This is a genomic window from Ligilactobacillus ruminis ATCC 27782 (assembly GCF_000224985.1).
GTDB lineage: Bacteria > Bacillota > Bacilli > Lactobacillales > Lactobacillaceae > Ligilactobacillus > Ligilactobacillus ruminis.
The window spans coordinates 600,059-621,570 of the sequence record NC_015975.1; the positions used below are offsets into that span (position 1 = coordinate 600,059).

Here is a 21,512-nt window from a genome sequence, read left to right on the forward strand (position 1 = left end):
TTGGAAATAGTTCAAGCAACAAAAAATGATTTGTCAGAGCTCTGCATTTTTTATGAAAAGGTTTGCGAGCAGCAAAAAGTTGACAAATATTCGCCTGGCTGGCACTGGGGGCAATATCCGTGTCGTGACGATCTCGAGTATGCGATCGCAAATCGGCTGTTTCTGCTCGGACGCATCGATGGAAAAATCGCAGCAGCGGGAATTTTGTCAGACGGCGACGATGATGCATACAATCATGCGGACTGGAAGGAAACAAAAGATGTCTGCGTGCTGCATCTGTTTGCCGTTTCGCCGGAATTCAGGGGGCAGGGCATCGCTTCTTCGATGCTTTCTGTGATAAAATCCAGGGCAAGAAAAGCGATTCACCTCGACGTGATCGAAGGCAACGATTCCGCCGGAAAATTATATCGCAAGAACGGCTTTGCGCTTGTCAAGCAAACCGAACTTTTTTACGATGACATCGGTGAAAAGGGCGCAGAACTTTATGAATGGGTTTCGCCGAAAAAAGCAGTCGAAACGAACAGGCTTTATCTGCGCAGGCTGGACGAGCATGATGCAATGAGAATCTATGAAACGTGGGCAAATGATCCTGAAGTCACGCGTTATCTGACTTGGGACGCTCACGAAAGCGTCGACGTGACCAAGAAGATCATTGCGGAATGGATGCGTGCCTACGAGGATGAGAAGTGCCATCGATACGGCATCTGCCTTAAGGAAACCGACGGACTGATCGGCATGATCGATGTCGTCGGTTATGAAGACGAGGTGCCGGTCATCGGATACGTTTTGGGAAGAAGATACTGGGGCAAAGGCTATATGACGGAAGCCTTCAAAGGGTTTAGCGATTATTTGCTTGAAGAAGGCTTTCCTGAAATCAGGATTGAAGCAGAAGAGCAAAACCTGGCAAGCAACCGCGTCATCATGAAGTGCGGCTTTGATTTCGTCGGCAAGAAGACAATGCTAGTCAAGGGAAGAGATGTTATCATCAATAAATATCGCAAGAAAGCTTGAGAAAAAAGTTCCCGTTTCCATCTTGAATTAAAGAAAATGCCGAACCAGGCGGTCGACAGTTTGATCACGCAGATGTTTTTTGACAATGAAAGTTTTTATCGTTTCAGAGAATGCTGCGAGCTGGCGGACATCAATACGCCGATCGTTGCCGGCATACATCTGTACACGATGAATGATGCCGAAACTGCCAAGTACATTTGGCAGGCAACGAGAAGTCTGTTTGAAAACGGCAGAAAGGTTCATTAGACCTGATTCTGCAACCTGCTGTTCATGAAACGCTCAAGAATGTGGCTGCGTCTTTTGAGACAAATTGCATAATAGGTGACGGAGAAGTCTTCGTCAACGATCGGAACGGCTGTCTTGTTTTTGAGCAGATGGCCGTTTTTGATGTTGTCGTCACGCAAAAAGAGATAACCGTTTTGTCCGTCTTTTGATTGCAATCGACGAGACGGCTGATTATTTGCTGCATTTTACAGTATCATTCAAAGTGTTGACAAGATTATAAAAAGGGTATAAACTTCAGACAATAAACAATAATATAAAACAAAACGTTGACGAGAAGAGTAGGCGGACTCGGATTCCAAAGAGAGCCTTTGGCTGGTGAAAGAAGGCGGGTCAGACAAGCTGAAGATGAGCTCTGAGTTTAACTGCGAGTGAAAGCTCAAGGTTCGTGAGGATACGATATAATCCCAGGCATGACGGTGCCGGAGAAGGCTGCGGATGATGCAGCGAAGATGGGTGGTACCACGCTAGGATGCGTCCCTGTGAAAGATGTTCTTTCACGGGGGCGTTTTTGTTTTAGATACAAGGGGGTAGGCAAGATGCCGATTAAAATACAACATGATCTTCCGGCGCGCGAGATCTTGAATCAGGAAAATATTTTCGTAATGGACGAAACGCGTGCGATTCATCAGGACATTCGACCGATCAAAATTGCAATCGTGAACCTGATGCCTTTGAAGGAGGCTACTGAACTGCAGCTTTTGAGGGCTTTGTCGAACACGCCGCTGCAAGTCGACGTTTCTTTCGTGTCGCTTGAAACGCATGAATCGACGCATACGGCACTCAGCCACTTGAACAGGTTTTACGAGCCTTTTTCCGAGATTTCCGCCAAGAATTTCGACGGCCTGATTATTACGGGAGCACCCGTTGAGCAGTTGGAATTTGAGGAAGTCGACTATTTTGACGAACTTTGCAAAATCATGGAATGGTCAAAAAAACACGTCACTTCGACGCTGCACCTTTGTTGGGGCGCTCAGGCAGGTCTGTACTATCATTACGGGATCAAGAAGCACCTGTTGAAAGAAAAACGTTTCGGTATTTATCAGCACCGGCTGTTGAATCGCAAAGTTCCGCTCGTTCGTGGTTTTGACGACGTTTTCTTTGCGCCTCATTCGCGTCATGCTGAAGTCGACAAACAGGATGTCTTGAAACATCCTGAGCTTTCCGTTTTGGCAGAGTCAAAAGAAGCAGGAATCTACCTTGTGATTGCAAATGACGGGCATCAGGTCTTTGTGATGGGCCATCCCGAATACGATCGCTATACTTTGCAAAGGGAATATTTGAGAGACAAGGAAAAAGGCCTGCCGATTGAGCCGCCTTTAAATTATTATCCGGATGACGACGACACCAAAGAACCCTTATTGACCTGGAGATCGCACGCCAATATCTTGTATTCCAACTGGCTGAATTATTACGTCTATCAGACGACGCCGTATGAGTTCATTCAGACGACAAAATAGGAATTCAGCGCTGCCTTTTAGTCAGGCTGCTCCAGTCGGCAAAAGCTGCAACGAACAAGACGTTGTAGGATATGTCCCACAAATGATGATCGATTGCGGATTCAATCACGATCAGTGCTAAAATGACTAACAGCGGAACGTATTTTGTCGAAAATCCGCGGATGATGAGAAATGCCGTCAGCATGATCATCAAAATCGTGAAGATGATGCCGAACATGGTCCACATGCGAACGATTGACGAGTCGATGAAAAAGTACCGCTCACCGGGTTTCAGCATGAGTCCGTTGCCGTTTTGAGGGATGAAACGCCCAAAAAGAGGCGGAACCTGGCATTGTTTCATGGCAACGTTGCCGTAGAACAAGCGGCTTGACAAAAAGCGGTCGAGAGTTTCCCAGAAACGGCTTGGCATATAGTAGACGTGAGTTATCCAAAGATCAAACAGAGCATATCCGCCGATAATGATGCCAAAGAAGCCGGGTCCGGAAGCCGTGATGAACGCTTTGATCTTATCATAAAATGCAGTGCACAAAAGCAGCAGAATCATTAAAATCAAGTCAAGCCGCGCATCAGTGAGAGCAAACGTCAGAAAAGCAATCAATGAAAGACGAATCAGGCATTTTTTGTCGCACTTAAAATCTCGCAGCAAAACAGAAGCCATCATCAAGGAAAAGACATGCGCCGCAAAATCGGTCGGAGTCGCAATTCCCATGCTGAAACGACGGAACGGGATGCCAAAATACGTTCTTGCCTGTGCCATATTAGGAATTATGCGAAACAAAGCGCCAAAAAGCGAAAGGCACGTCAAAAGCAGACCAGTGAAAAAGAAACATTTCAGAATCTTCTTCCAATCGACACCGACTGCACCGAAGATGAAAACGGCCATGAAAAAAGGCGCCATTGCCTGCGCACGATGGCAGATGAAATAGAGCACGGCAAGCGTCAAGAAAATGCCTGTTTTGGTTTTTTTCGTCGAGTCGTCCAAAAAGAAGATTTTTCCGAGTACGCCGAGAACCGAAAGCTGGTAGATGCGATATGTCAAAGCCATCAATCGATCCACGCCAAAAACATGCGTCAGAGTCGTTCCTTCAATGAAGGCAGCTGCCGAGAAAATCGTAAACATTATTAAATAAGCCGTTTCCGGAACATGTTTTGCGCGTAATTTCTTTATCATTTATAACTCCTGAATTTAGTAACTGTTTACATTATACACTAATTCAAACGACATATGGGAGACAAAACTTTTTTTGCGCATTTGCAATGGTAAAATACTCGTATATCCAAATTGGGAAGAAGCTGTTGAATGAGAAATGACGAGAAATTAGGAACGGCTCCGTTGGGCAGGCTGATACTTTCATTGGCGCTGCCAACGGGTTTGACACAACTGATCAACGTCTTGTACAATATCGTCGATCGAATCTACATCGGACATATGCAGGGCGATGGTAATCTGGCTTTGACGGGCGTGGGGGTTACGCTTCCAATCATCACTTTGATTGCCGCGTTCAGTGCGTTTGCCGGAGCAGGCGAGGTACAGCTTGCAACGGTCATCTCGCAGTTTGTCAGCGCAGTCTGGGTCGTCTCGTTTTTGAAGTCGAAAAGAAGCGTACTGTACTTGAAACTTGTCAGGCCGGACAAGTCTTTGATCCTTAAAATCGCTGCTTGGGGCATTGCACCGTTCGTCATGCAGAGCACGGAAAGCTTGGTGACGATCACTTTCAATACTGGCCTCGTTACGGCGGCGACCTTTACGTCGGTTCGATGTCGATTCTGATGAGCATCATGCAATTGATCGTCATTCCGGTCAACGGCATTACTCAAGGCGTCCAGCCGATCATCAGCTGCAACTACGGTGCAGAAGACATGCTGCGCGTGAAAGAAACGGTGGTTCGCCTGGTTTCCGTGTGCTTGCTGGGAACGCTCATCTTGGCTGGCGTTGCGATTTTTTGTCCGGGCATTTATGCTTCAATGTTTACGAACGATGCTGAACTTGTTGCTTTGACATGTCGAATCATGCCGAGTTTTTTCTTAGGCATTGCGATTTGGGTGATTCGGGCGGCTTGTCAAGCGACGTTTCTCGCATTGGGACAGGCGAATGTTTCGCTTTTTATCGCCACGCTGCGGAAAATCATCCTGCTGATTCCGTTGGCACTCATCTTGCCAAAATTTTCAGGCGTGAAAGGCATCTACATTGCAGAACCGGTTTCTGACGTTATTTCAGTAATCGTGACAGTCATTACGTTGAAACGGATTTTTATCGAAATGGAGGATAAATCATGATCAGAAAAGCAAGCAACACGAACGAAGACGTTTTGATGCTGCAAAAGCTGGCAAAAAAGACTTTCTATGACACTTTTGCCTACGAAAACAGTGAAGAAGACATGAAGGAATATCTTGAGACCGCCTATGATTTTGACGTGCTCAAATCAGAAATAGAGTGTGAGACGTCGGATTATTACTTCTATCTTGACGGCAATGATGCCGTCGGATTCGTCAAGGTCAACTGGGCTGATTCTCAAACCGAACCCGATTATCCGGATGCGTTGGAGATACAAAGAATTTATTCTTTGAAAGAATATCACGGTCACGGTATCGGTGCGGCTTTGATGGAGCATGCCATTTCCGTTGCGCGTAAACTCAAATGCCCCATGATGTGGCTCGGAGTCGAAGAGCAAAACAAGCGCGCCTATCGCTTTTATACGAAATATGGTTTTAAAAAGGTCGGTACCCACGTTTTCATGCTCGGAGAAGATGAGCAGCATGACAGCGTTTTGGTCAAGAATCTTGAAGATTAAAAGACAAGCGTCAATTGGCGCTTGTTTTTTTATGCCGTAAAATGCAGAGATCGGACGGAAATTCGGCGCTTGGTTGTTCAGCGTGGCTGGTATTTGCGGGCAAATCGCTGGAAAATGCCTGTTTGTCCGTAAAATGAGTTTTGTTTACGGACAAACCATCAAAAACGGCTGCTTTGTCCGGAAATCTTGATGAGATCATGAGCAAAATTCAAGCGCAATTCAATCGACTTTGTCAGAAACTTCAATTCGGATCAAAAATAAGCGGCAGAAAAGGGAATAATGAAAAAGCAGCCAGGTTCAATGACCCGACTGCTTTTTTATTCATTAATTAATCAAAATCAACGTCTTCGCTCTGTGTTCGATCCTTCAAGCGCAGCGAAACGATAAATCCGATCAGTGCCAAAGCCAAAGTGAAGCAAAAACCGTAGCGAACGCCGTGTTCAAACCGAAGCGCTTCGCTTGAAGCCGGAAAAGCTGCCTGACCCATCGCAAGAAAGCTCGTCGCAAGCGCCGTTGCAATTGCGCCGACGATCTGCTGTAGCGTGTTCATGATCGTTGAACCGTCGGCAGATTCCGGACCGGCCAGCGCATTCAAGGCATGCGTCTGGGATGGCGACATCGCAAGCGGACAGCCGATCATCAAAACGACGTGAGCAGCGATGACATAGGCAAGAGACGACTTTGCGTCTGCAAAACAAAACATCAAGACACCGATCAGGGCAATGACGAAGCCCAAGCGAGCAAGCAGCTTGGCCCCCATGCGGTCATACATTCTCCCGGCAAATGCAGAGACCAAGGCATTGACGATGCCGCCTGGCAGCATGATGAGCCCGGTCATCGCAACCGGCAGCAGCATGGCATTTTGAATGAACTGGGGCATGAGATACATCGCGGACAAAATGATGCCGAAATCAATCATGACGAGGATGGCGCCGGTCCGGAAGGCAGGCTTGGCGAAGACTCTGAGGTTCAGGACCGGTTCATCAAGCTTCAGCTGACGTCCTGCATAAAGGACGAGTACGATGATGCCGACGGCAAGAAGACCGAGCACTCTTGGTGAAGTCCAACCGGCTTCTGATGCGAGACTTGTTCCTGCAACAATGGAACTGAAGCCGATGACGGATCCCAGCACTGACGGCAGGTCAATCTTCGGACGGGTGATGCGGCTGACGTTCTTCAGACCGATGAAGGCAAAAAGAAGTCCGACAAGTAAAATGATTGCAAACATGAAGAAGACGGCACGCCATGAGAGGGCTCCGAGGACGATGCCCGTGACGGTCGGTCCGATTGCCGGTGCAAACATGATGACAAGTGCGTTGATGCCCATCGCAAGTCCCAGCTTCTTCGGCGGGAAGATCAGCATCGCAACCGTGAACATCAGCGGAAGAATCAGTCCGGTGCCGATTCCCTGAATCATCCGTCCGAACAAAAGCATGCCAAAGCTGTTTGCAAAGCCGGAAATCAATGCCCCGACCGTGAAGTCAGCCAAAGCGAAGATGATGATCTGACGGGTTGAAAACCACTTTGAAATCAGACTTGAAAACGGCAGCACAATGCCGATCATCAGCATATACCCTGTCACGAGCCACTGCAGCGTGCCGGTTCCGACTGAAAAGACCCTGCCAAGCGTCGGCAAGGCGATGTTCAGGGAAGTTTCGCTGAGCATTCCGACGAACGCACCAATCAGCATGGATGACATGGCAAGCCATGGACGGTCAACTTCAACAATTGCAGTGTTCATACGCATTTCTGCATTTTCCAAAAAAATCTCTCCTCTCAATCCATGTGCAGTCGATTTTCGCTTAAGCAAAGATCGGGAGACTGGTCCACCGTCGCATTACTGCGACCTGACTGTCACAATTTCCGTAAAAATACAACATTGATTATCCTAGCACACTGAAAGTGGATGACGTAAGTTAAAAAACGGTTAGAATTTTTCTGAAATGCAGAGCTCTGAAAGGAATTTTTCAGAAAAAACGCAAGATCGCAATGATTAAAAAAGCATGGACTGCAAACGAAGCTCTGCATTTTCATTACGCAAACGCTTGACCTAAAGTCAGCTTGAGGTTTTATAATTGAGTCATCAAACCATGAAAGCGAGTGGAATCTAATGAAAATTGCATATTATGAAGAATCGGGAAAAATGAGTGTCGTTGAACAGGAAAGGCCGAAGATTCAAAAAGCAGACGATGCGGTCATCCGCGTCATCCGCTCATGCGTCTGCGGCTCCGACCTTTGGGCATATTCCGCCGGCGACAGCAAGCAAAAGCACTCGATCAACGACGGACACGAAGCAATCGGCATCGTGGAAGAAGTCGGAGAAAGCGTGACGACTGTCAAGCCTGGCGATTTCGTCATCGTGCCGTTCACGCACGGCTGCGGACACTGTCCCGCATGTCTGGCAAGCTTTGACGGCGTTTGCGTCGATCATGACGATAATTTCAGCAAGGGCGCCCAGGCTCATTACCTGCGTTTCCAGCACGCCGACTGGGCTTTGGTCAAAGTGCCGGGTTCTCCTGACGACTACAGCGAAGGGATGCTCAAGTCACTGCTGACGCTTGCCGACGTCATGGCAACCGGCTACCACGCCGCTAAAACCGCACACGTCAAACCAGGCGACAAGGTCGTCGTCGTCGGTGACGGCGCCGTCGGTCAATGTGCGGTGATTGCCGCCAAGATGCTCGGAGCTTCACAGATCATCATCATGAGCCGTCACGAAGATCGCCAGAAGATGGCGCTCGAATCGGGCGCAACCGATGTCGTGGCTGAACGCGGAACAGAAGGCATCGAAAAGGTTCTCAAACTGACGGGCGGCTGCGGTGCCGATGCCGTCCTTGAATGCGTTGGCGCGCAAGGATCGACCGACCAGGCATTCGGCGTCGTTCGTCCCGGCGGCTTCATCGGCCGCGTCGGCCTGCCGCATGGCGCCAAGATGGATCCGGCAGAAACGTTCTACCGAAACGTCACGCTTGCCGGCGGTCCTGCTTCGGTGACGACCTATGACAAGGAAGTCTTGCTGAAGGCGGTCCTTGACGGTCAGATCAACCCCGGCAAAGTCTTCACGAACAGCTATACGCTGGATGAAATCAATCAGGCATACCAGGACATGGCGGACAGAAGGACGATCAAGTCCTACCTCATCATGGACTAGGACAGGCGAGGCTGCGTTTTGCGGCCTCGTTTTTTTGAATGTGTGGATTCGAGTGGTTATGAGCCGTAAGCTAAGCTTCTGTCTGGTGTCGGCGGGGCTTCATATTAGCAGTGTGAGGAAAGTCAAAATTCCAGTTTTGGTGGGCAACGTGCGTAATTTCCACCAACCATGGAGATCGCCCCCAAAAAAACAAGCCTCCAGGTTACAGATACCGTGACATGACTTCCACACAGTCATGCGCCACATTGAAATCTCCCTTCCCACAGGCTATAATCAAATGTGTAATCGTTTTCCCTAAGCCAGCGGCTTTCAGGGACAAGAAAGCCGCATGTCAGACAACGGGAGGAAGGAGGTGACGCCGATGCCGGAAATCACTGACGAACAGTACAGGTACCTTTCCCGTGCCGTCTACTTCGTGGGCAAGTTTCCTCATCAGTACAGGAAGGGCAGAATGGTCACGATTCATGGCAGAAAGTATGTGGTGGAAGACGTCGAAAGCAATGAGAAAAACGGACTTCAGGCGCTGGCAGTGACGCCAAGGGACGCCCCGGACGAACTCGTCATCGCCTATGGCGGAACGGACCCCGCAGACATCAAGGATGCGCTGACCGACATCGAGTTCATCGCCCTCGGCAGGGAGCACAGCCCCCTTGATGACGGCCGGGACAGGCTCAAGGAGGTCATTGCGGAAAATCCCCGTGTACAGGAACTCATCTCAAGGCTCGGCCTTGATGGAACTGCACTTCTTGCTGCCAGGGGATCCGGCGACTCTCAGGCTGTTTCTGCGCTGAAATTCGCGCACCGAGCCGCCGGCGGACGCACGTTCACGACGACCGGCCACTCCCTCGGAGCGTCTCTTGCCATCTACGTTGCCGTCAAGTTACGGATGTCCTCCACCTGCTTCAACGGACCGGACATCAGCGCCATCCTGTCCGCAGAAGAATGCGCCTACATCAGAAGCCACCCTTACGAGTTCAGAAACTACCACAACCCCGGCGACATCATCGGCAACGTCACTCCCGACCGTCTCGACTGCGCAATCACCGCCGCGGGACAGCGCGCATCCCTTGACATTTTCGCCTGTCACAGCCTGAGAAGCTGGCACTTCAGCGAATCCGGCTCCGTCACATCAGAGGACGGCAGGCCGCTCCTTAGCGAAGAAGAACTTTCCTTCTGCCGGAAAATGCAGAGCGGAGACCCGGCCTGCAGCTCATTTGCCTTGTTCGTTTCTGCTGCTTCCGACAAGGCAGTGAGCGAGGTGCGCGCATCTTCCGAACGTGAGCGCGGACAACTTGTCTCCCGCTGCATACACCGTGGCGTCAGCCTGTGTTCCTTCATGAACGAACGGGAAGTGCGGGAATTTCTTCTGGAGGAGCTGGAGTTTCCCGGAACCTCCCACAAGTTCCCGCGGCCGTATGAACTTCAGGACCGGATCATCCTCCGTGGACTGGCCGGACAACTCAAGGCGGACCTGACCCGGTTGACGGAACAGACCGGATTCCGCATCTCCCGCATCAGAAGAGAGGCGGCGGGGGTGTTGAGGGATGCAGAAGAAAGCAGGAATATGTATGAGAAGAAACAAGTGGATCGACATGATCATTGAACTCCAGAGCCTGGCACAGGCCGGGCTCACCTCCGGCAGAGACGACTTCGACCTTGAACGCTGCGCAAGGATCCGCGACATTGCCGCCGAAGTCGACAGCGTCATCGCCGTTGCACGACCGGGAAAGCACAACATTCCCCACTACGCATACGGTGTCTGCAAGATCTTCACCCTCTGCCACGTCACCGGCGGAAGCTTCGAGAAAAACATCGAGACCACCGGCTTTGACTGGTTTTCAGAAGCCCCCTCTTGCCGTTGCCAAGAATAGCGAAGAGCAGGTGCGCATGTGCTTTGAGGCATACAGGGCAGGGGATGAGTGGAAGGTGAGGTTTGACTGATGTGCATTGATTTTTTGGCTGTAATGTGTGCTATACTTAGGGTCAAGAAATTGTGTTGTGGAGGGGAAAGTAATGGAAAATGTATTTGTGCCAATTGACGCCAGAACAGACCCAAGGTATCTCTATGTAAAGAATAATCCTCTGTATAAGGACTTCTTTGAAGGATTTTTTGACTATCAGACTGATTTGTCATTTAAGGCCGGCAAGGTCAATAAGTCAAGCGGGAAGGCACAGTCTTATCGCAACCATTTGATGAAGATAATTGTTTTTTACAAGGAAGTTTACGGATCATATCCAACTAGCTTGGAATCAGAGAAAACCGCTGCAGGAATTGAAGCTTTTTTCAAAATGAATGATTTTGTCAAGCTTAACAGAAAAAAGAAGAATTTTTACAGTGCTACAATTAACGGCTATCTTGATTATCTTGATCAATTAAAAGTTGTTAATGCCGATGAAATAAAAGAAAATCCTTCTGAGCGCTACAAGATAAAATTACTCAAGAAACCCACAAGAAAAAAACCCGTGCAAACATCAATTCTCCAGTATCCGCGCAATCCTCATGAAATGCTTGCAGCCAAGCATAGAAGCGGTTGGAAATGTTGCTACGACAGCAGTCATAAAACATTCATCTCTGAAAATGAGCATAAAAACTTTGTTGAGGGTCATCATTTAATTCCCATGCAGCATCAATGTGACTTTGAGTACACAATTGATTTTGCAGATAACATTATTCCTCTCTGTCCTAATTGCCATCGTCGCATTCATTTTGCCATCAAGCAGGACAGAAACAGGATGCTTGAGAAATTTTACTTTGAACGGATTGATGATATTAAGGTTCATGGAATTGATATTTCGATTGATGAGTTGGAATCGTATTATGTATAGGAAAAGCAGGTTGCGGTGCGGCCTGCTTTTTCATTTAGTGGGAGGATCTTAGAGACAAAAGGTGATATATTTAAAATATGATAATTTAGGTGGTTATTTTATGGCAAAAGATATTTTTGTAGTTGGTGCGGCTTTGCTGCAAGATGATAAAGTTTTAGTTTCTAGAAGAAATTCTGATAGAATATTAGGCGATTTATGGGAATTTCCTGGCGGGAAAATTGAACCAAACGAAACACCGCAGCAAGCATTAAAGCGTGAACTTGAAGAAGAGTTCGATGATGAAATTACAGTAGGCCCGCAGGTTACAGGCACTTATGCATATGAGTATGAATTTGGTACTGTCCATTTAACTGTATTTTATGCAAAAATGTTAACGCACAATTTTGATTTGATTGCCCATAGCAAAGTGATGTGGAAAAAACCTAGGGAATTAGGTGAACTCACATGGGCTCCTGCTGATATTCCAGCAGCTAAGACTATTGAAAAAGCAAATTTGAGAGAAGTGAAATTCGATGATTGATAAAAATACATTAATCGGCAATGATGAGTATAGTGAAGCGGTTTTGAACTCATTTATTGATAAAGATAAATATCGCGCTAATGAAAACTATGCTGCTAAATTAATTGCAAATGATGCAGAAAATACGATGAGAAAGCAACTTGGAATTGAGTTATCTATTTGCAGCTCTTATACATTTGCAGTGGCTTTTATTACTGATGGTGCTTTGATTTCTCTTAAGGCAATGTTAGTTGATAATGATATTCATGGTCGAATTTTGACTTCAACATATCAAAATTTCAATGCTCCTAAGGCTTTTAGAGAATTGCTAAAGTTGCCAAATGTTGAAGTTCGAGTTTATAAACCAACTGGTAGGGAAGGTTTCCATGCTAAGGGATATTTATTTAAACACAGCAATTATGACGTAGCCATCATTGGCAGTTCAAACTTCACAGAGAGCGCCCTGAGTCAGAATAAAGAGTGGAATTTGCGAGTTAGTTCAAAAGAAAATGGTCAATTGACTAAAGACATTGAAAAACAAATTGATGAGCAATGGGATGCTGCGGATGTGTTAACATCTGAGTGGATTGATAATTATGAAAAAACATATAAACCACTGTTTAAGGATAGGAAATCTGCTAATGTCAGCTACAATTTGGTTGCTGAAGAAGATAGAAATTACTCAACAATTAAGCCTAATAAGATGCAGGAAAGCGCTTTGGAGAAACTTCAAAATGTTAGGTTAAATTGTGAAAATAAAGCTTTAGTAATATCTGCTACTGGTACAGGTAAAACTTATCTTGGAGCTTTTGATGTTAAAAACTATCGTCCCAAACGATTTTTGTTTATTGTTCACCGGGAACAGATTTTAGAGAAATCACGTGAGAGCTTCTATAATGTTATTGGTGGATCAAAGAAAGATTATGGTATCTGGTCTGGAAATAAGAAGGAGAAAGATGCTAAATATCTGTTTGCAACGATTCAAACAATTTCTAAGGATGAGAATTTACATGAATTTGATCCACGTGAATTTGACTATATTTTAGTCGATGAAGCTCATCGTGCAGGATCTAGTACATACAAAAAAGTATTGGACTATTTCAAGCCAAATTTCTTATTGGGTATGACGGCAACGCCTGAACGTAATGATGATAACAATATTTATGAATTGTTTGATTATAATGTTGCTTATGAAATCAGGCTGCAGGATGCTTTGGAAGAAGAAATGCTTAGTCCATTTCACTATGTAGGTGTTCAAGACTATGAATATAACGGAGAAATTATTGACGAACAAACACCACTGGCTAGATTAGTCAGTGTAGAGCGCGTTAAGTATGTTCTTGAGCAGAGTGAGTATTATGGATATTCTGGTGATAGACTATATGGATTGGTTTTTGTAAGTAGAACAGATGAAGCAGAAAAAGTTGCTGAGTTAATGACTAAAGAGGGACATCCGGCACAAGCGTTAACAGGTAAAGATAGTCAAGAAGAAAGATTGGCAGCAATCAATAGGCTTAGGAATGGAGAACTTGAATATATTGTAACAGTTGATATTTTTAATGAAGGTATCGATATTCCATTCATTAACCAGGTTGTTATGATGCGCAAGACCCAATCTGCAATTATTTTCATACAGCAACTTGGTCGTGGACTTCGTAAAAATCCTGGGAAAAATTACGTTGTAGTGATTGATTTTATTGGTAATTATAAAAATAACTATTTAATTCCAGTTGCGTTGACTGGCGACAACACTAGGAATAAAGAGCACATCAGAGATACTACATCAAAAGTTGATACGGTTTCTGGAATTTCAAGCATCAATTTTACGAGAGTTGCGAAAGAAATGATTTTTGCTTCTTTGAAACGTGGTGGAAACATCTTTATGAAAGAGATAAAAGATGATTACATTGAGCTTAAGCATCGCTTGGGTAGAATACCATTGATGACTGATTTTCTTGAGAATAATATGGTTGATTCTCAGGCATTGTTGGATACTTTAAAACCTAAAGGAAACTACAATGATTTCTTGAAGAAGGTAAAGGAAAATCAATTCAAAATTAACGAATATGAGAAAAAAGTTTTGAATTTTATGTCTAATGAGCTTTCAAACGGTATGCGTAAGCACGAGTTATTATTACTCAGGCAGCTACGATACAACCGTCAAATAACAGACACTGAATTTCATAGTACCCTCGAGAAAGAAAATTGCTATATCGATAACGATGTTTTAATTTCCGTTGACAGAGTTTTGTCGTTGGAATTCTATCTGCCTAAGAATCAGAAGGATCCAAATAAAGAAAATCAAAAAGATAGGTACGGTGGACGAAATCTTGTTTTCCATGTCAATGGGATATATAGAATGGATGAACAATTGAGAGAGCATCTGGATAACAATAAGGACTTTGATAAGCTATTTATGGATGTTGTTAAGGCGGGCTTATTGCGATCTGAAAAGTATGATAGTACTAGCCCATTAACAATTGGTGAGCGTTATAGTCGTGAAGAGGTTTGCCGGCTTTTGAATTGGGAACTTAAAATATCAGGTCAGAATATAGGTGGATATTTTATTTCAGATAGTACACATGATACATGTCCAATTTATATAACATATGACAAGGCTGATGATATTTCTGAAACTATTAAGTATGAAGATAGATTCTATAACCCCAATACCATGCATTGTTATAGTAAAGATGGTAGACGGCTTGAGAAAAAGGAAATGAAGAAGATGTTTGCTGGGGTCAATGAAGGAAAACCCAAACTTAAATATTATCTTTTTGTTAAAAAATCAGATGATGAAGGTATATCTTATGTTTTCCTGGGTGAATGCTTTGTTATTAAAAATTCAATGAAACAGGAGAGTCGTTTGATTGATGGCAAAGAAAAGCCAATTGTTTCATATGACGTACGTTTGAAGGAACCTGTGGATCTCACTTTATACTACAGCTTTGTTGGAACTAAAAGAAATTAGTAACAATTATTTTTATTGGTTCTCGAGTTTCACATATGTTGATGCCACACTCCACTTCATTTTACAAGCATCCTTCTTGACTCACACCTCCACAAGCCTTATTCTGAATGTAACATCTTGAAATCCGGCGGTGATGTCACCGGACTTCGGAACATTTATACAGCATAGGAGTAGAAGGGAGACACTTACATGAGCATACTGGGAAACATACTCTGGTTCGTCTGCGGCGGATTGCTGAGCGGTCTGTCGTGGCTGGCGGCGGGATGCCTGTGGTGCATCACCATCATCGGGATACCGATTGGCCTGCAGTGCTTCAAGTTTGCGGGGCTGGCATTCTTTCCGTTTGGCAGGGAAGTGGTGTATGGCGGGGGCACGGTGAGCCTGATTGCCAACATCATCTGGCTGATTGTGTCGGGGATTCCGATGGCAGTCGGCAATGCCGCAATCGGTGTTGTCTGCTGCATCACAATCATCGGAATTCCATTTGGCAGGCAGTTCTTCAAGATCGCCAAGCTGGCTCTTCTGCCGTTCGGGGCAGTGGTGAGGTAGATTCGGACATCGGGGAGGCTGATGCCTGTGAATCAGGCAGGAATGAACCCGGTTGCTGCTGAAATGCGTTTGACTTACGTGAAATAAAGCCGCATGATCCATAATGATTTCAAGGATCATGCGGCTTTTGAATTTTTCAAAGCCTCATTCCGTACGGCGCGGCTTCGGCCTTTGACCTTTTGCGTCAGTCAAAGTTTCGTCGTTCTGTCAGACTGCAGAACGGACGAGTCATCTCAGGACATCAGATTAATTGTCATCTGACTCCTGGCTGCTCTTGTACCTTTCGTCCCAGTTCCACATTTCATCGAGAATGGGCTTCAGGCTTCTTCCCAGATTGGTCAGGGGGCGGGACTTCGGCATACACCTCGCAGACTTTTCTCTACACTCCGCGCATCAATCCGTTGACCCGTCTGTCAACCATCATGACCGCTGGCAGGACAATCATGGGCAGGGTCAAAAGAAGCAGTCCGACCGGACCGATACTGGAAAATGCAGGGCTGAAGACCGATGACAGCGGTGCAATTGCCCCGAACAGCGAAAAGACGACTCCGTATGTAACGCCAAGCATTTTGGTTGCGGTCTTCTTCTGAACAATTGTCACGAAAATCGTTCCCGTCATGTAGTTTGCAATGCCGTAGACAATCCACGAAACCACAAGCAGAGCCAGCAGAACCTTCTGATTCGTCAAAAAGACTGCGCCGAGCGGAAAGAGGGCAATGCCGACGCCCTGCAGGACGAGCCACTGTGCATAGCCATGCAGGTGCCTTGAAGCATCCCTGACTACATGGCTGAATAAAAAACCGCTCACACCGGCAGTGATTCCGATTGTCATTTCCTGAATGGAATATGCCGCCTTGAAGTCCGGCAGCCTCCTTGCCAGATACATTGGCGTGAGATACCAGTACAGCCAGAAGCTGACGTTGATCAGCGTCGCATACGGCAGAAGAACCCTGATGACTTCCAGGTGAACGACCTGTCTCAGGGAATCGAGCATGGATTCATCAGTTTCGGTTTCCTCACGACTGACCGAATCCGACGGTATTCTGAGCATCATGACGCATGATGCAACCATGATGACCAGGATGATGCCGTATGAGACAAGGGCGCTCTTCAGGAGGACGAGCACGCCGGAAAGAGCTGAACCTAAAATCGTCGCAAGCTGCTGAACCATGTTGAGACTGGCGTTGTTTCTTATGAGCTCGTCGTCATCTTCGGAAAAAGCGGGGGCTATCGTCTCGATTGCAGGAAGATAAAATGAAGTGACGAAGCTCAGCACACAACCGACCGCAACGGAAACGGCAGTGAAACTGACTGACATCTTCTGCATCACGATAAGAACAAGCAAGGCAATCATCCTTGCCACGCTGCCGATTCTTATCAGATTTATCCGCGGAAACAGGTCGGACATCCGACCGCCAAACGACGCCAGGACTATCTCGACAAATCCCGCGCATCCGAACAGGGCGACTGCACTCTGGCTTTGAACGACGTTTGCAAGATACCAGATTGTATATATGTTGAATGCAGACAAGGCCACATTGCTCAGAAGGTCGTTCATTACAATACGTTTGAAATGAGTCATATAAAAGGCACTCCCTTATATTTTCTTGGAATATTCACTGTTGAATCCTGCAGGATAGAATGGTACGAACTGATTTGAAACCAATGGTTGAAACTCACTGGATATAACTCTCAGATAACTTCTGCATAAGACAACCTAAGATTTTCAGATACAGAGTCCGACATAACAATATGTCCTCTGCCGGGTCGATAATTAATTCCGCCCATATAAAACACTCCTAATACAAATTATATAAAAATTGTGATAGTAGCCGGCCATGACCATCTTATACATCAATTAAAAAAACGAAATCAATCCATAATGTCATTTCAATTTTTCTTTCGTGCTGCATTTAAAATCGTTAAATCCCATCTTTGCCAAAATAATCTCCCAAATCACAGTAATCACTGAATCTTCGGTCCGAAATCAGGTATGTTCGGTCAACGCATCCCTCGACGAAGCGCTCGTCATGGGAAATGACAACGACTGCCGCTTCGCTGTTCCTGATGAATTCAGTCAGGGCTCTTACCCCGTCATAGTCAAGATAGTTCGTCGGCTCGTCAAGCAGCAGGACGTCAAACGGCGACACAAGTTCAAGTACAAGCTGAGCCTTGAGAAGCTGTCCTCCGCTCAGTTCGTTCGGAGCGCGGAAAAGAAGGTCCGCATGAAGTCCCAGGGCTCCTGCGACATCAAGGACAACCTGTTCCGGCATCCCGGAAGCCTTCATGAGCTGTGACAGAAGATTTTCACCTTCTTCCCAGACATCTTGAATCTCCTGTCTGAAGCGGCTGACCCTGCAGGATCTTTTTTCAAGTCTTCCCTCGACTTCATCCAGCAGAGTCGACTTGCCGCTGCCGTTTCTGCCTAGCAGACCAACCGTTTCTCCTGATCTGATCCGAAATGAGAACGAATTGTCAATCAACCGGATGCCATGGCCTGACAGTCCGTCAAAGTCAAGATTTATCCTGACTTTTTGCGGTTTCTGATATGTCGTCAGAAGCTTGAGCCCCATCTTCTCATACGGCTTGGCATTCTTTGGCCCTTCGTCCAGACTTTTCTGCATGCGTCTGGCATTGGCCGAAAGTCTTCTCTGAACCTTGTCGTAATTTCCAAGAAGCGACCTGGCCTTTGCCTCCGAGTTGGAAACACCGCCGGACTTCCTGGACTCTGCGGCCTTCTCCTTCATCTTCTGCGCCACGCGTTTCTGCCTTCTTCGCTGCTTTTGCTCAACCTCGTACAGCTGATACTGATTGTTCCGGTTCCTTTCCCTCATCTGCCGGAATTCCTCAAAATTACCGTCATAAAGGTCGATGTGCCGGTCTTCAATCATCAGCACGCAGTCAACCGCCTTTTCAAGAAAGGCAATGTCATGACTGATGATGACTGCAATTCCCCGAAAGCCACCGATCATCCCGGTCAGCTTCCTGATGCCTTCTGCGTCAAGATTTGACGTCGGTTCATCCAGCAGCAGGATGTCCGGTCTCTTCGCAAATGCACGGCTGATTCTCTGCATCTGCCCTTGTCCGGGACTGACCGCTTCCATACCGGCCGGAAACTGACTGACCATTTCGGCATGTCCGTCATATCTGACCATTCCTGCATCAGGTTTCAAGATTCCGGCAATCAGCCTGAGCAGTGTGGTCTTTCCCGTGCCGTTGTCACCGACAAGTGCCGCGTGCCTCCCGTTTCCTATGCGGAAGCTGCATTTTGAAAAAAGCGGATTGTCTCCGTAGCTGAATGCAAGATCATTAACTGCCAGCAAGATTTATACCCCCCCATTAGAAAATTTTAATGTTAATCCAATGGTAGTACCAATGCCCGCAGAAGTCAAGAAAACGGCCCGGCGCAAGTTACGCACTGTACCGATTCAGATGTTGTTTCCCTGCGCTGACGTACTGATTGACAACAGCGGACTTGTTGCCGGCATGACCGAAGTGAGCCGGCGTGTTATTTTCCGAGTTGTGCCACTGGAGGAAGTCATGCTCGTCTTCCCAGGAGTTGATCAGGAGAAACTCGTAATCCTGCTTCAGCGAGCACGTCTCAACGTACGACTTGAGGCCAAGAGGGCGATTGTTCCTGTCATCCCAGGAATCAATGATGGACTGCATGACCTTCTGTTCATCGGAATCAAGCGTCATGTAGCACAGTTCAAGAATGTCGTCTTCGCCCAGCAGCATGAACTTCCTGAGGTCGTCCGCCGATCTGTATTTCAGAAAGCCGTGTCAAGGTCAAGGCGGCCGGCGACCTGCGATAGTGACACAGCGATGTTACAGTTAAACAGCGGTCGGACAGAAATTGTCTTTTCTGTCCGGACGCTGTTTTTTTGGTATTCGGGAATTTTGAGTACAATGTCCTGTTTAGCGTCTTGATAAGGAACCAAATCTTCATGATGATCTGTACGGAACGTGTGCCATCTTCGGGACGTCGCTCCAGTCGACCGTATATCCGGCGCCGTGAGCACAGAAGACGGACTGCGGCGTGTTTTCCAAATCTGAAAGCGGGTCGTAGCTGCTGTTTGAAACGACTTCTTGTTCGTTATGGCATTGGCGATAGCCGTCAACGCTCAGTTCAAGCAGGCCTTTTCCGTGGGTATAGGTGCGCACGGTTTCCGCATATGACTGCATCTCGCTGACCGGAGCAAGGCCGCTCAGAGTTCCGGAAGCCTGATCCAAGGAAAAGGTGCCGCTCATCTGCTGAATGTCGTTCATCGCGCGACCGAGCTTTTCTTCCGGGACTTTGAGCACGAAGCGGTACCATGGCTCAAGCAGTTTTAGTCCGTGGCGTTCTTTTAGCATCATCAAACCTTGGCGCACGGCTCTGCCTGACGCTTGGCGAAAATCGCCTCCGACCGTGTGTTTGATGCTTGCTCTGCCGGTTGCGAGGGTGATCTTGACGTCGGTCAGGGGCGCTCCGATGAGAACGCCGAGGTGTTCTTTTGACTTCAGACAGGAGAGAATCTGATTTTGCCAGTTTTTGTCGAGTTCTTCCAAGCTGCAGTCTGACGAAAAGACCAGGCCGCTTCCCGGTTTTCCGGGTTCCATGATCAAATGCGCTTCCGCGTAGTGACGCAGCGGCTCAAAGTGGCCGACGCCCTCAATCGTCTGGGTGATCGTTTCTTTGTACAAAGTCCTGCCTTGTTCAAATGAAACGTCCAGTTCATAGCGGTCCTTTAAAATCTGCTGCAAAACTTCAAGCTGAATCGGACCCATCAGCTGCACGCGCAGTTCGTTCAGTTGTTTTGACCAGACGACGTGAAGATGTTCGTCTTCGTCTTCAAGTTCTTTTAGGGCCACAAGGCAGGCATGAAGGTCGCATCCGTTCGGATTTAGCGCATAGCTTAGAACCGGCGTCATGCAGGATGCTGCATCGTTTTCAAGAAAACCCAAGCCTTGTCCGACAAAAGTTTCATTCAGGTTCGGGATGGCACAGATCTGGCCGGCGACAATTTCTTTTGCGGCACCGTATCTTTTTGCATCATAGACTCTGAGCTCGTTTGCCTTTTGATCATCTAAAATCATGTCTTTTGGATGAAGGCTCCCGCCGAACACGCGCAGCCAGGTCAGACGCTCGTTTTTTTCAGTGTGAGAAATTTTGAAGACGCGCGCGCTGAATTCGTTTCGAGATTCGAGTTCCGGCGCAAAGTCGGCAAGGCCTTGAAGCAAAGCATCGATTCCTTCAAGCTTGAGCGCAGAACCGAAAAAGCACGGGAAAGCTTTGCGCTGCTTGATCAAGGCTAAGACGTCCGTTCGGTCGATCGAATCGTTTTCCAGGTATTTTTCCAAAAGAGCGTCGTCAAGTTCCGCGAGTTCTTCTGTTTCCGTGCCGTCGAAGGCCATGATGCCCTGATCGAGCTGTTTGAGTCGTTGCACGATGTCTGCTTTTGAAAGATCGCTCAAATCAAGCTTGTTGACGAAGACGAACGTCGGAACATGGTAGAAGTCAAGCAGACTCCAGAGCGTCCTGGCATGACTCGTGATCAGGTTGCGGGCTGAAACGACCATGATCGCACAGTCGAGCACGCGCAAAACCTGTTCAGTCTGTGAGACGAAATCAACGTGACCAGGGGTGTCGAGCAAAGTCAGCTGCAGATTTTTCCAAGTCAGATTCGCCTGGTGCGAAAAGATCGTGATGCCGCGTTTTCGTTCAAGTTCTTCAAAATCCAAAAAGGCATCTCCGTTGTCGACTCTGCCGAGTTTTTTGAGTTCGCCTGCCTTGTAGAGCAAGGCTTCCGTCAGCGTGGTCTTGCCCGAATCGACAGGGGCGATGATGCCGGTTACGATATGTTTCAATGTTGTTTGCGGGAAAAGCGTCCCGTCGCTCCTTTCGTATTGTCTGAAAGTATTGTAGCACAAAAGATTATTGAGCACTGAATTTTGCGAAAAAACCAGAGATTGTAATTGCCAATTTGTA

At 46.9% G+C, this 21,512-nt stretch carries 20 protein-coding genes and 1 pseudogene; 13 read left to right on the plus strand and 8 right to left on the minus strand.

The annotated features are described in order from the left end of the window. Together LRC_RS02980 and LRC_RS02985 are read left to right on the plus strand one after the other, a co-directional pair. The gene (locus LRC_RS02980; protein WP_014073090.1) at positions 1-1,011 is read left to right on the plus strand and encodes a GNAT family N-acetyltransferase; all 1,011 of its coding nucleotides are present in this window, start codon (positions 1-3) and stop codon (positions 1,009-1,011) included. Positions 1,012-1,038: 27 nt separating this feature from the next. Further along, a pseudogene (locus tag LRC_RS02985) lies at positions 1,039-1,257 on the plus strand (methylenetetrahydrofolate reductase); the annotation flags it as partial. Here LRC_RS02985 and LRC_RS02990 read toward each other — a convergent pair. Next, positions 1,254-1,451 carry a hypothetical protein gene (locus LRC_RS02990; protein ID WP_014073092.1) on the minus strand — a complete coding sequence of 66 codons (198 nt, stop codon included), beginning with the start codon at positions 1,449-1,451 and terminating at the stop codon, positions 1,254-1,256. The pseudogene LRC_RS02985 and the gene LRC_RS02990 overlap by 4 nt on opposite strands. A 381-nt stretch (positions 1,452-1,832) precedes the next feature. Between LRC_RS02990 and metA the strand changes: the two genes are divergently transcribed. Beyond that, positions 1,833-2,753 carry a homoserine O-acetyltransferase MetA gene (gene metA / locus LRC_RS02995; protein ID WP_014073093.1) on the plus strand — a complete coding sequence of 307 codons (921 nt, stop codon included), beginning with the start codon at positions 1,833-1,835 and terminating at the stop codon, positions 2,751-2,753. A gap of 4 nt (positions 2,754-2,757) precedes the next feature. On the opposite strand, the gene LRC_RS03000 is transcribed toward metA, so the two are convergent. Further along, entirely contained in the window at positions 2,758-3,924 is a 1,167-nt protein-coding gene (locus LRC_RS03000; protein WP_014073094.1) for a hypothetical protein, read from the minus strand. A 129-nt stretch (positions 3,925-4,053) separates the two neighbouring features. Between LRC_RS03000 and LRC_RS11855 the strand changes: the two genes are divergently transcribed. From LRC_RS11855 to LRC_RS03010, 3 genes are read left to right on the plus strand one after another with little or no spacing between them, the layout of a single operon-like run. Continuing rightward, positions 4,054-4,524, plus strand: coding sequence for a hypothetical protein (locus LRC_RS11855; RefSeq protein WP_241531300.1), 471 nt, complete (start codon positions 4,054-4,056; stop codon positions 4,522-4,524). Beyond that, positions 4,524-5,030, plus strand: a complete 507-nt coding sequence (locus LRC_RS11860; protein WP_241531299.1) for an MATE family efflux transporter — start codon at positions 4,524-4,526, stop codon at positions 5,028-5,030. The genes LRC_RS11855 and LRC_RS11860 overlap by 1 nt, the downstream gene beginning before the upstream one ends. Next, on the plus strand, positions 5,027-5,545 hold the full coding sequence (locus LRC_RS03010; RefSeq protein ID WP_014073095.1) for a GNAT family N-acetyltransferase: 519 nt from the start codon (positions 5,027-5,029) through the stop codon (positions 5,543-5,545). The genes LRC_RS11860 and LRC_RS03010 overlap by 4 nt, the downstream gene beginning before the upstream one ends. A gap of 10 nt (positions 5,546-5,555) precedes the next feature. On the opposite strand, the gene LRC_RS11170 is transcribed toward LRC_RS03010, so the two are convergent. Then, positions 5,556-5,744, minus strand: a complete 189-nt coding sequence (locus tag LRC_RS11170; protein WP_143455472.1) for a hypothetical protein — start codon at positions 5,742-5,744, stop codon at positions 5,556-5,558. Between the two features lie 129 nt (positions 5,745-5,873). Further along, positions 5,874-7,286, minus strand: coding sequence for a DHA2 family efflux MFS transporter permease subunit (locus LRC_RS03020; protein ID WP_014073096.1), 1,413 nt, complete (start codon positions 7,284-7,286; stop codon positions 5,874-5,876). 369 nt (positions 7,287-7,655) lie between these two features. Here LRC_RS03020 and LRC_RS03025 point away from each other — a divergent pair, with 369 nt between their 5' ends. From LRC_RS03025 to LRC_RS03055, 7 genes are all read left to right on the plus strand, one after another. Further along, entirely contained in the window at positions 7,656-8,696 is a 1,041-nt protein-coding gene (locus LRC_RS03025; protein ID WP_014073097.1) for a zinc-binding dehydrogenase, read from the plus strand. A gap of 361 nt (positions 8,697-9,057) precedes the next feature. Then, positions 9,058-10,299, plus strand: a complete 1,242-nt coding sequence (locus LRC_RS03030) for a lipase (RefSeq protein ID WP_014073098.1) — start codon at positions 9,058-9,060, stop codon at positions 10,297-10,299. Then, positions 10,265-10,567, plus strand: a complete 303-nt coding sequence (locus LRC_RS03035; RefSeq protein ID WP_420805673.1) for an NUDIX hydrolase — start codon at positions 10,265-10,267, stop codon at positions 10,565-10,567. The genes LRC_RS03030 and LRC_RS03035 overlap by 35 nt, the downstream gene beginning before the upstream one ends. Positions 10,568-10,709: 142 nt before the next feature. After that, positions 10,710-11,522 carry an HNH endonuclease gene (locus tag LRC_RS03040; RefSeq protein WP_041819894.1) on the plus strand — a complete coding sequence of 271 codons (813 nt, stop codon included), beginning with the start codon at positions 10,710-10,712 and terminating at the stop codon, positions 11,520-11,522. Positions 11,523-11,622: 100 nt separating this feature from the next. Further along, a complete protein-coding gene (locus tag LRC_RS03045) occupies positions 11,623-12,042 on the plus strand; it encodes a (deoxy)nucleoside triphosphate pyrophosphohydrolase (RefSeq protein ID WP_014073101.1) in 420 nt (139 codons plus the stop codon). Next, on the plus strand, positions 12,035-14,992 hold the full coding sequence (locus LRC_RS03050) for a DEAD/DEAH box helicase (protein ID WP_014073102.1): 2,958 nt from the start codon (positions 12,035-12,037) through the stop codon (positions 14,990-14,992). The genes LRC_RS03045 and LRC_RS03050 overlap by 8 nt, the downstream gene beginning before the upstream one ends. Before the next feature lie 189 nt (positions 14,993-15,181). Next, entirely contained in the window at positions 15,182-15,541 is a 360-nt protein-coding gene (locus LRC_RS03055) for a YccF domain-containing protein (RefSeq protein ID WP_014073103.1), read from the plus strand. A 379-nt stretch (positions 15,542-15,920) separates the two neighbouring features. On the opposite strand, the gene LRC_RS03060 is transcribed toward LRC_RS03055, so the two are convergent. The 4 genes from LRC_RS03060 to LRC_RS03075 form a co-directional block, all read right to left on the minus strand. Next, positions 15,921-17,123, minus strand: coding sequence for an MFS transporter (locus LRC_RS03060; protein WP_041819895.1), 1,203 nt, complete (start codon positions 17,121-17,123; stop codon positions 15,921-15,923). Positions 17,124-17,463: 340 nt separating this feature from the next. Further along, the gene (locus LRC_RS03065; RefSeq protein ID WP_014073105.1) at positions 17,464-18,864 is read right to left on the minus strand and encodes an ATP-binding cassette domain-containing protein; all 1,401 of its coding nucleotides are present in this window, start codon (positions 18,862-18,864) and stop codon (positions 17,464-17,466) included. Positions 18,865-18,952: 88 nt separating this feature from the next. Next, positions 18,953-19,279, minus strand: coding sequence for a hypothetical protein (locus LRC_RS03070; RefSeq protein WP_014073106.1), 327 nt, complete (start codon positions 19,277-19,279; stop codon positions 18,953-18,955). Between the two features lie 207 nt (positions 19,280-19,486). Further along, the gene (locus LRC_RS03075; RefSeq protein ID WP_014073107.1) at positions 19,487-21,391 is read right to left on the minus strand and encodes an elongation factor G; all 1,905 of its coding nucleotides are present in this window, start codon (positions 21,389-21,391) and stop codon (positions 19,487-19,489) included. Between the last annotated feature and the right edge of the window lie 121 nt (positions 21,392-21,512).

Bases quoted from the DNA above. Each gene is read 5' to 3' on its own strand.
- LRC_RS11855 (WP_241531300.1), top strand. From the start codon at position 4,054: ATGAGAAATGACGAGAAATTAGGAACGGCTCCGTTGGGCAGGCTGATA.
- LRC_RS03055 (WP_014073103.1), top strand. From the start codon at position 15,182: ATGAGCATACTGGGAAACATACTCTGGTTCGTCTGCGGCGGATTGCTG.
- LRC_RS03020 (WP_014073096.1), bottom strand. From the start codon at position 7,286: ATGAACACTGCAATTGTTGAAGTTGACCGTCCATGGCTTGCCATGTCA.
- LRC_RS03010 (WP_014073095.1), top strand. From the start codon at position 5,027: ATGATCAGAAAAGCAAGCAACACGAACGAAGACGTTTTGATGCTGCAA.
- LRC_RS03025 (WP_014073097.1), top strand. From the start codon at position 7,656: ATGAAAATTGCATATTATGAAGAATCGGGAAAAATGAGTGTCGTTGAA.
- LRC_RS03045 (WP_014073101.1), top strand. From the start codon at position 11,623: ATGGCAAAAGATATTTTTGTAGTTGGTGCGGCTTTGCTGCAAGATGAT.
- LRC_RS03040 (WP_041819894.1), top strand. From the start codon at position 10,710: ATGGAAAATGTATTTGTGCCAATTGACGCCAGAACAGACCCAAGGTAT.
- LRC_RS11170 (WP_143455472.1), bottom strand. From the start codon at position 5,744: ATGATCTCATCAAGATTTCCGGACAAAGCAGCCGTTTTTGATGGTTTG.
- LRC_RS11860 (WP_241531299.1), top strand. From the start codon at position 4,524: ATGAGCATCATGCAATTGATCGTCATTCCGGTCAACGGCATTACTCAA.
- LRC_RS03070 (WP_014073106.1), bottom strand. From the start codon at position 19,279: ATGCTGCTGGGCGAAGACGACATTCTTGAACTGTGCTACATGACGCTT.
- LRC_RS03050 (WP_014073102.1), top strand. From the start codon at position 12,035: ATGATTGATAAAAATACATTAATCGGCAATGATGAGTATAGTGAAGCG.
- LRC_RS03000 (WP_014073094.1), bottom strand. From the start codon at position 3,924: ATGATAAAGAAATTACGCGCAAAACATGTTCCGGAAACGGCTTATTTA.
- LRC_RS03060 (WP_041819895.1), bottom strand. From the start codon at position 17,123: ATGACTCATTTCAAACGTATTGTAATGAACGACCTTCTGAGCAATGTG.
- LRC_RS03035 (WP_420805673.1), top strand. From the start codon at position 10,265: ATGAGAAGAAACAAGTGGATCGACATGATCATTGAACTCCAGAGCCTG.
- metA (WP_014073093.1), top strand. From the start codon at position 1,833: ATGCCGATTAAAATACAACATGATCTTCCGGCGCGCGAGATCTTGAAT.
- LRC_RS03030 (WP_014073098.1), top strand. From the start codon at position 9,058: ATGCCGGAAATCACTGACGAACAGTACAGGTACCTTTCCCGTGCCGTC.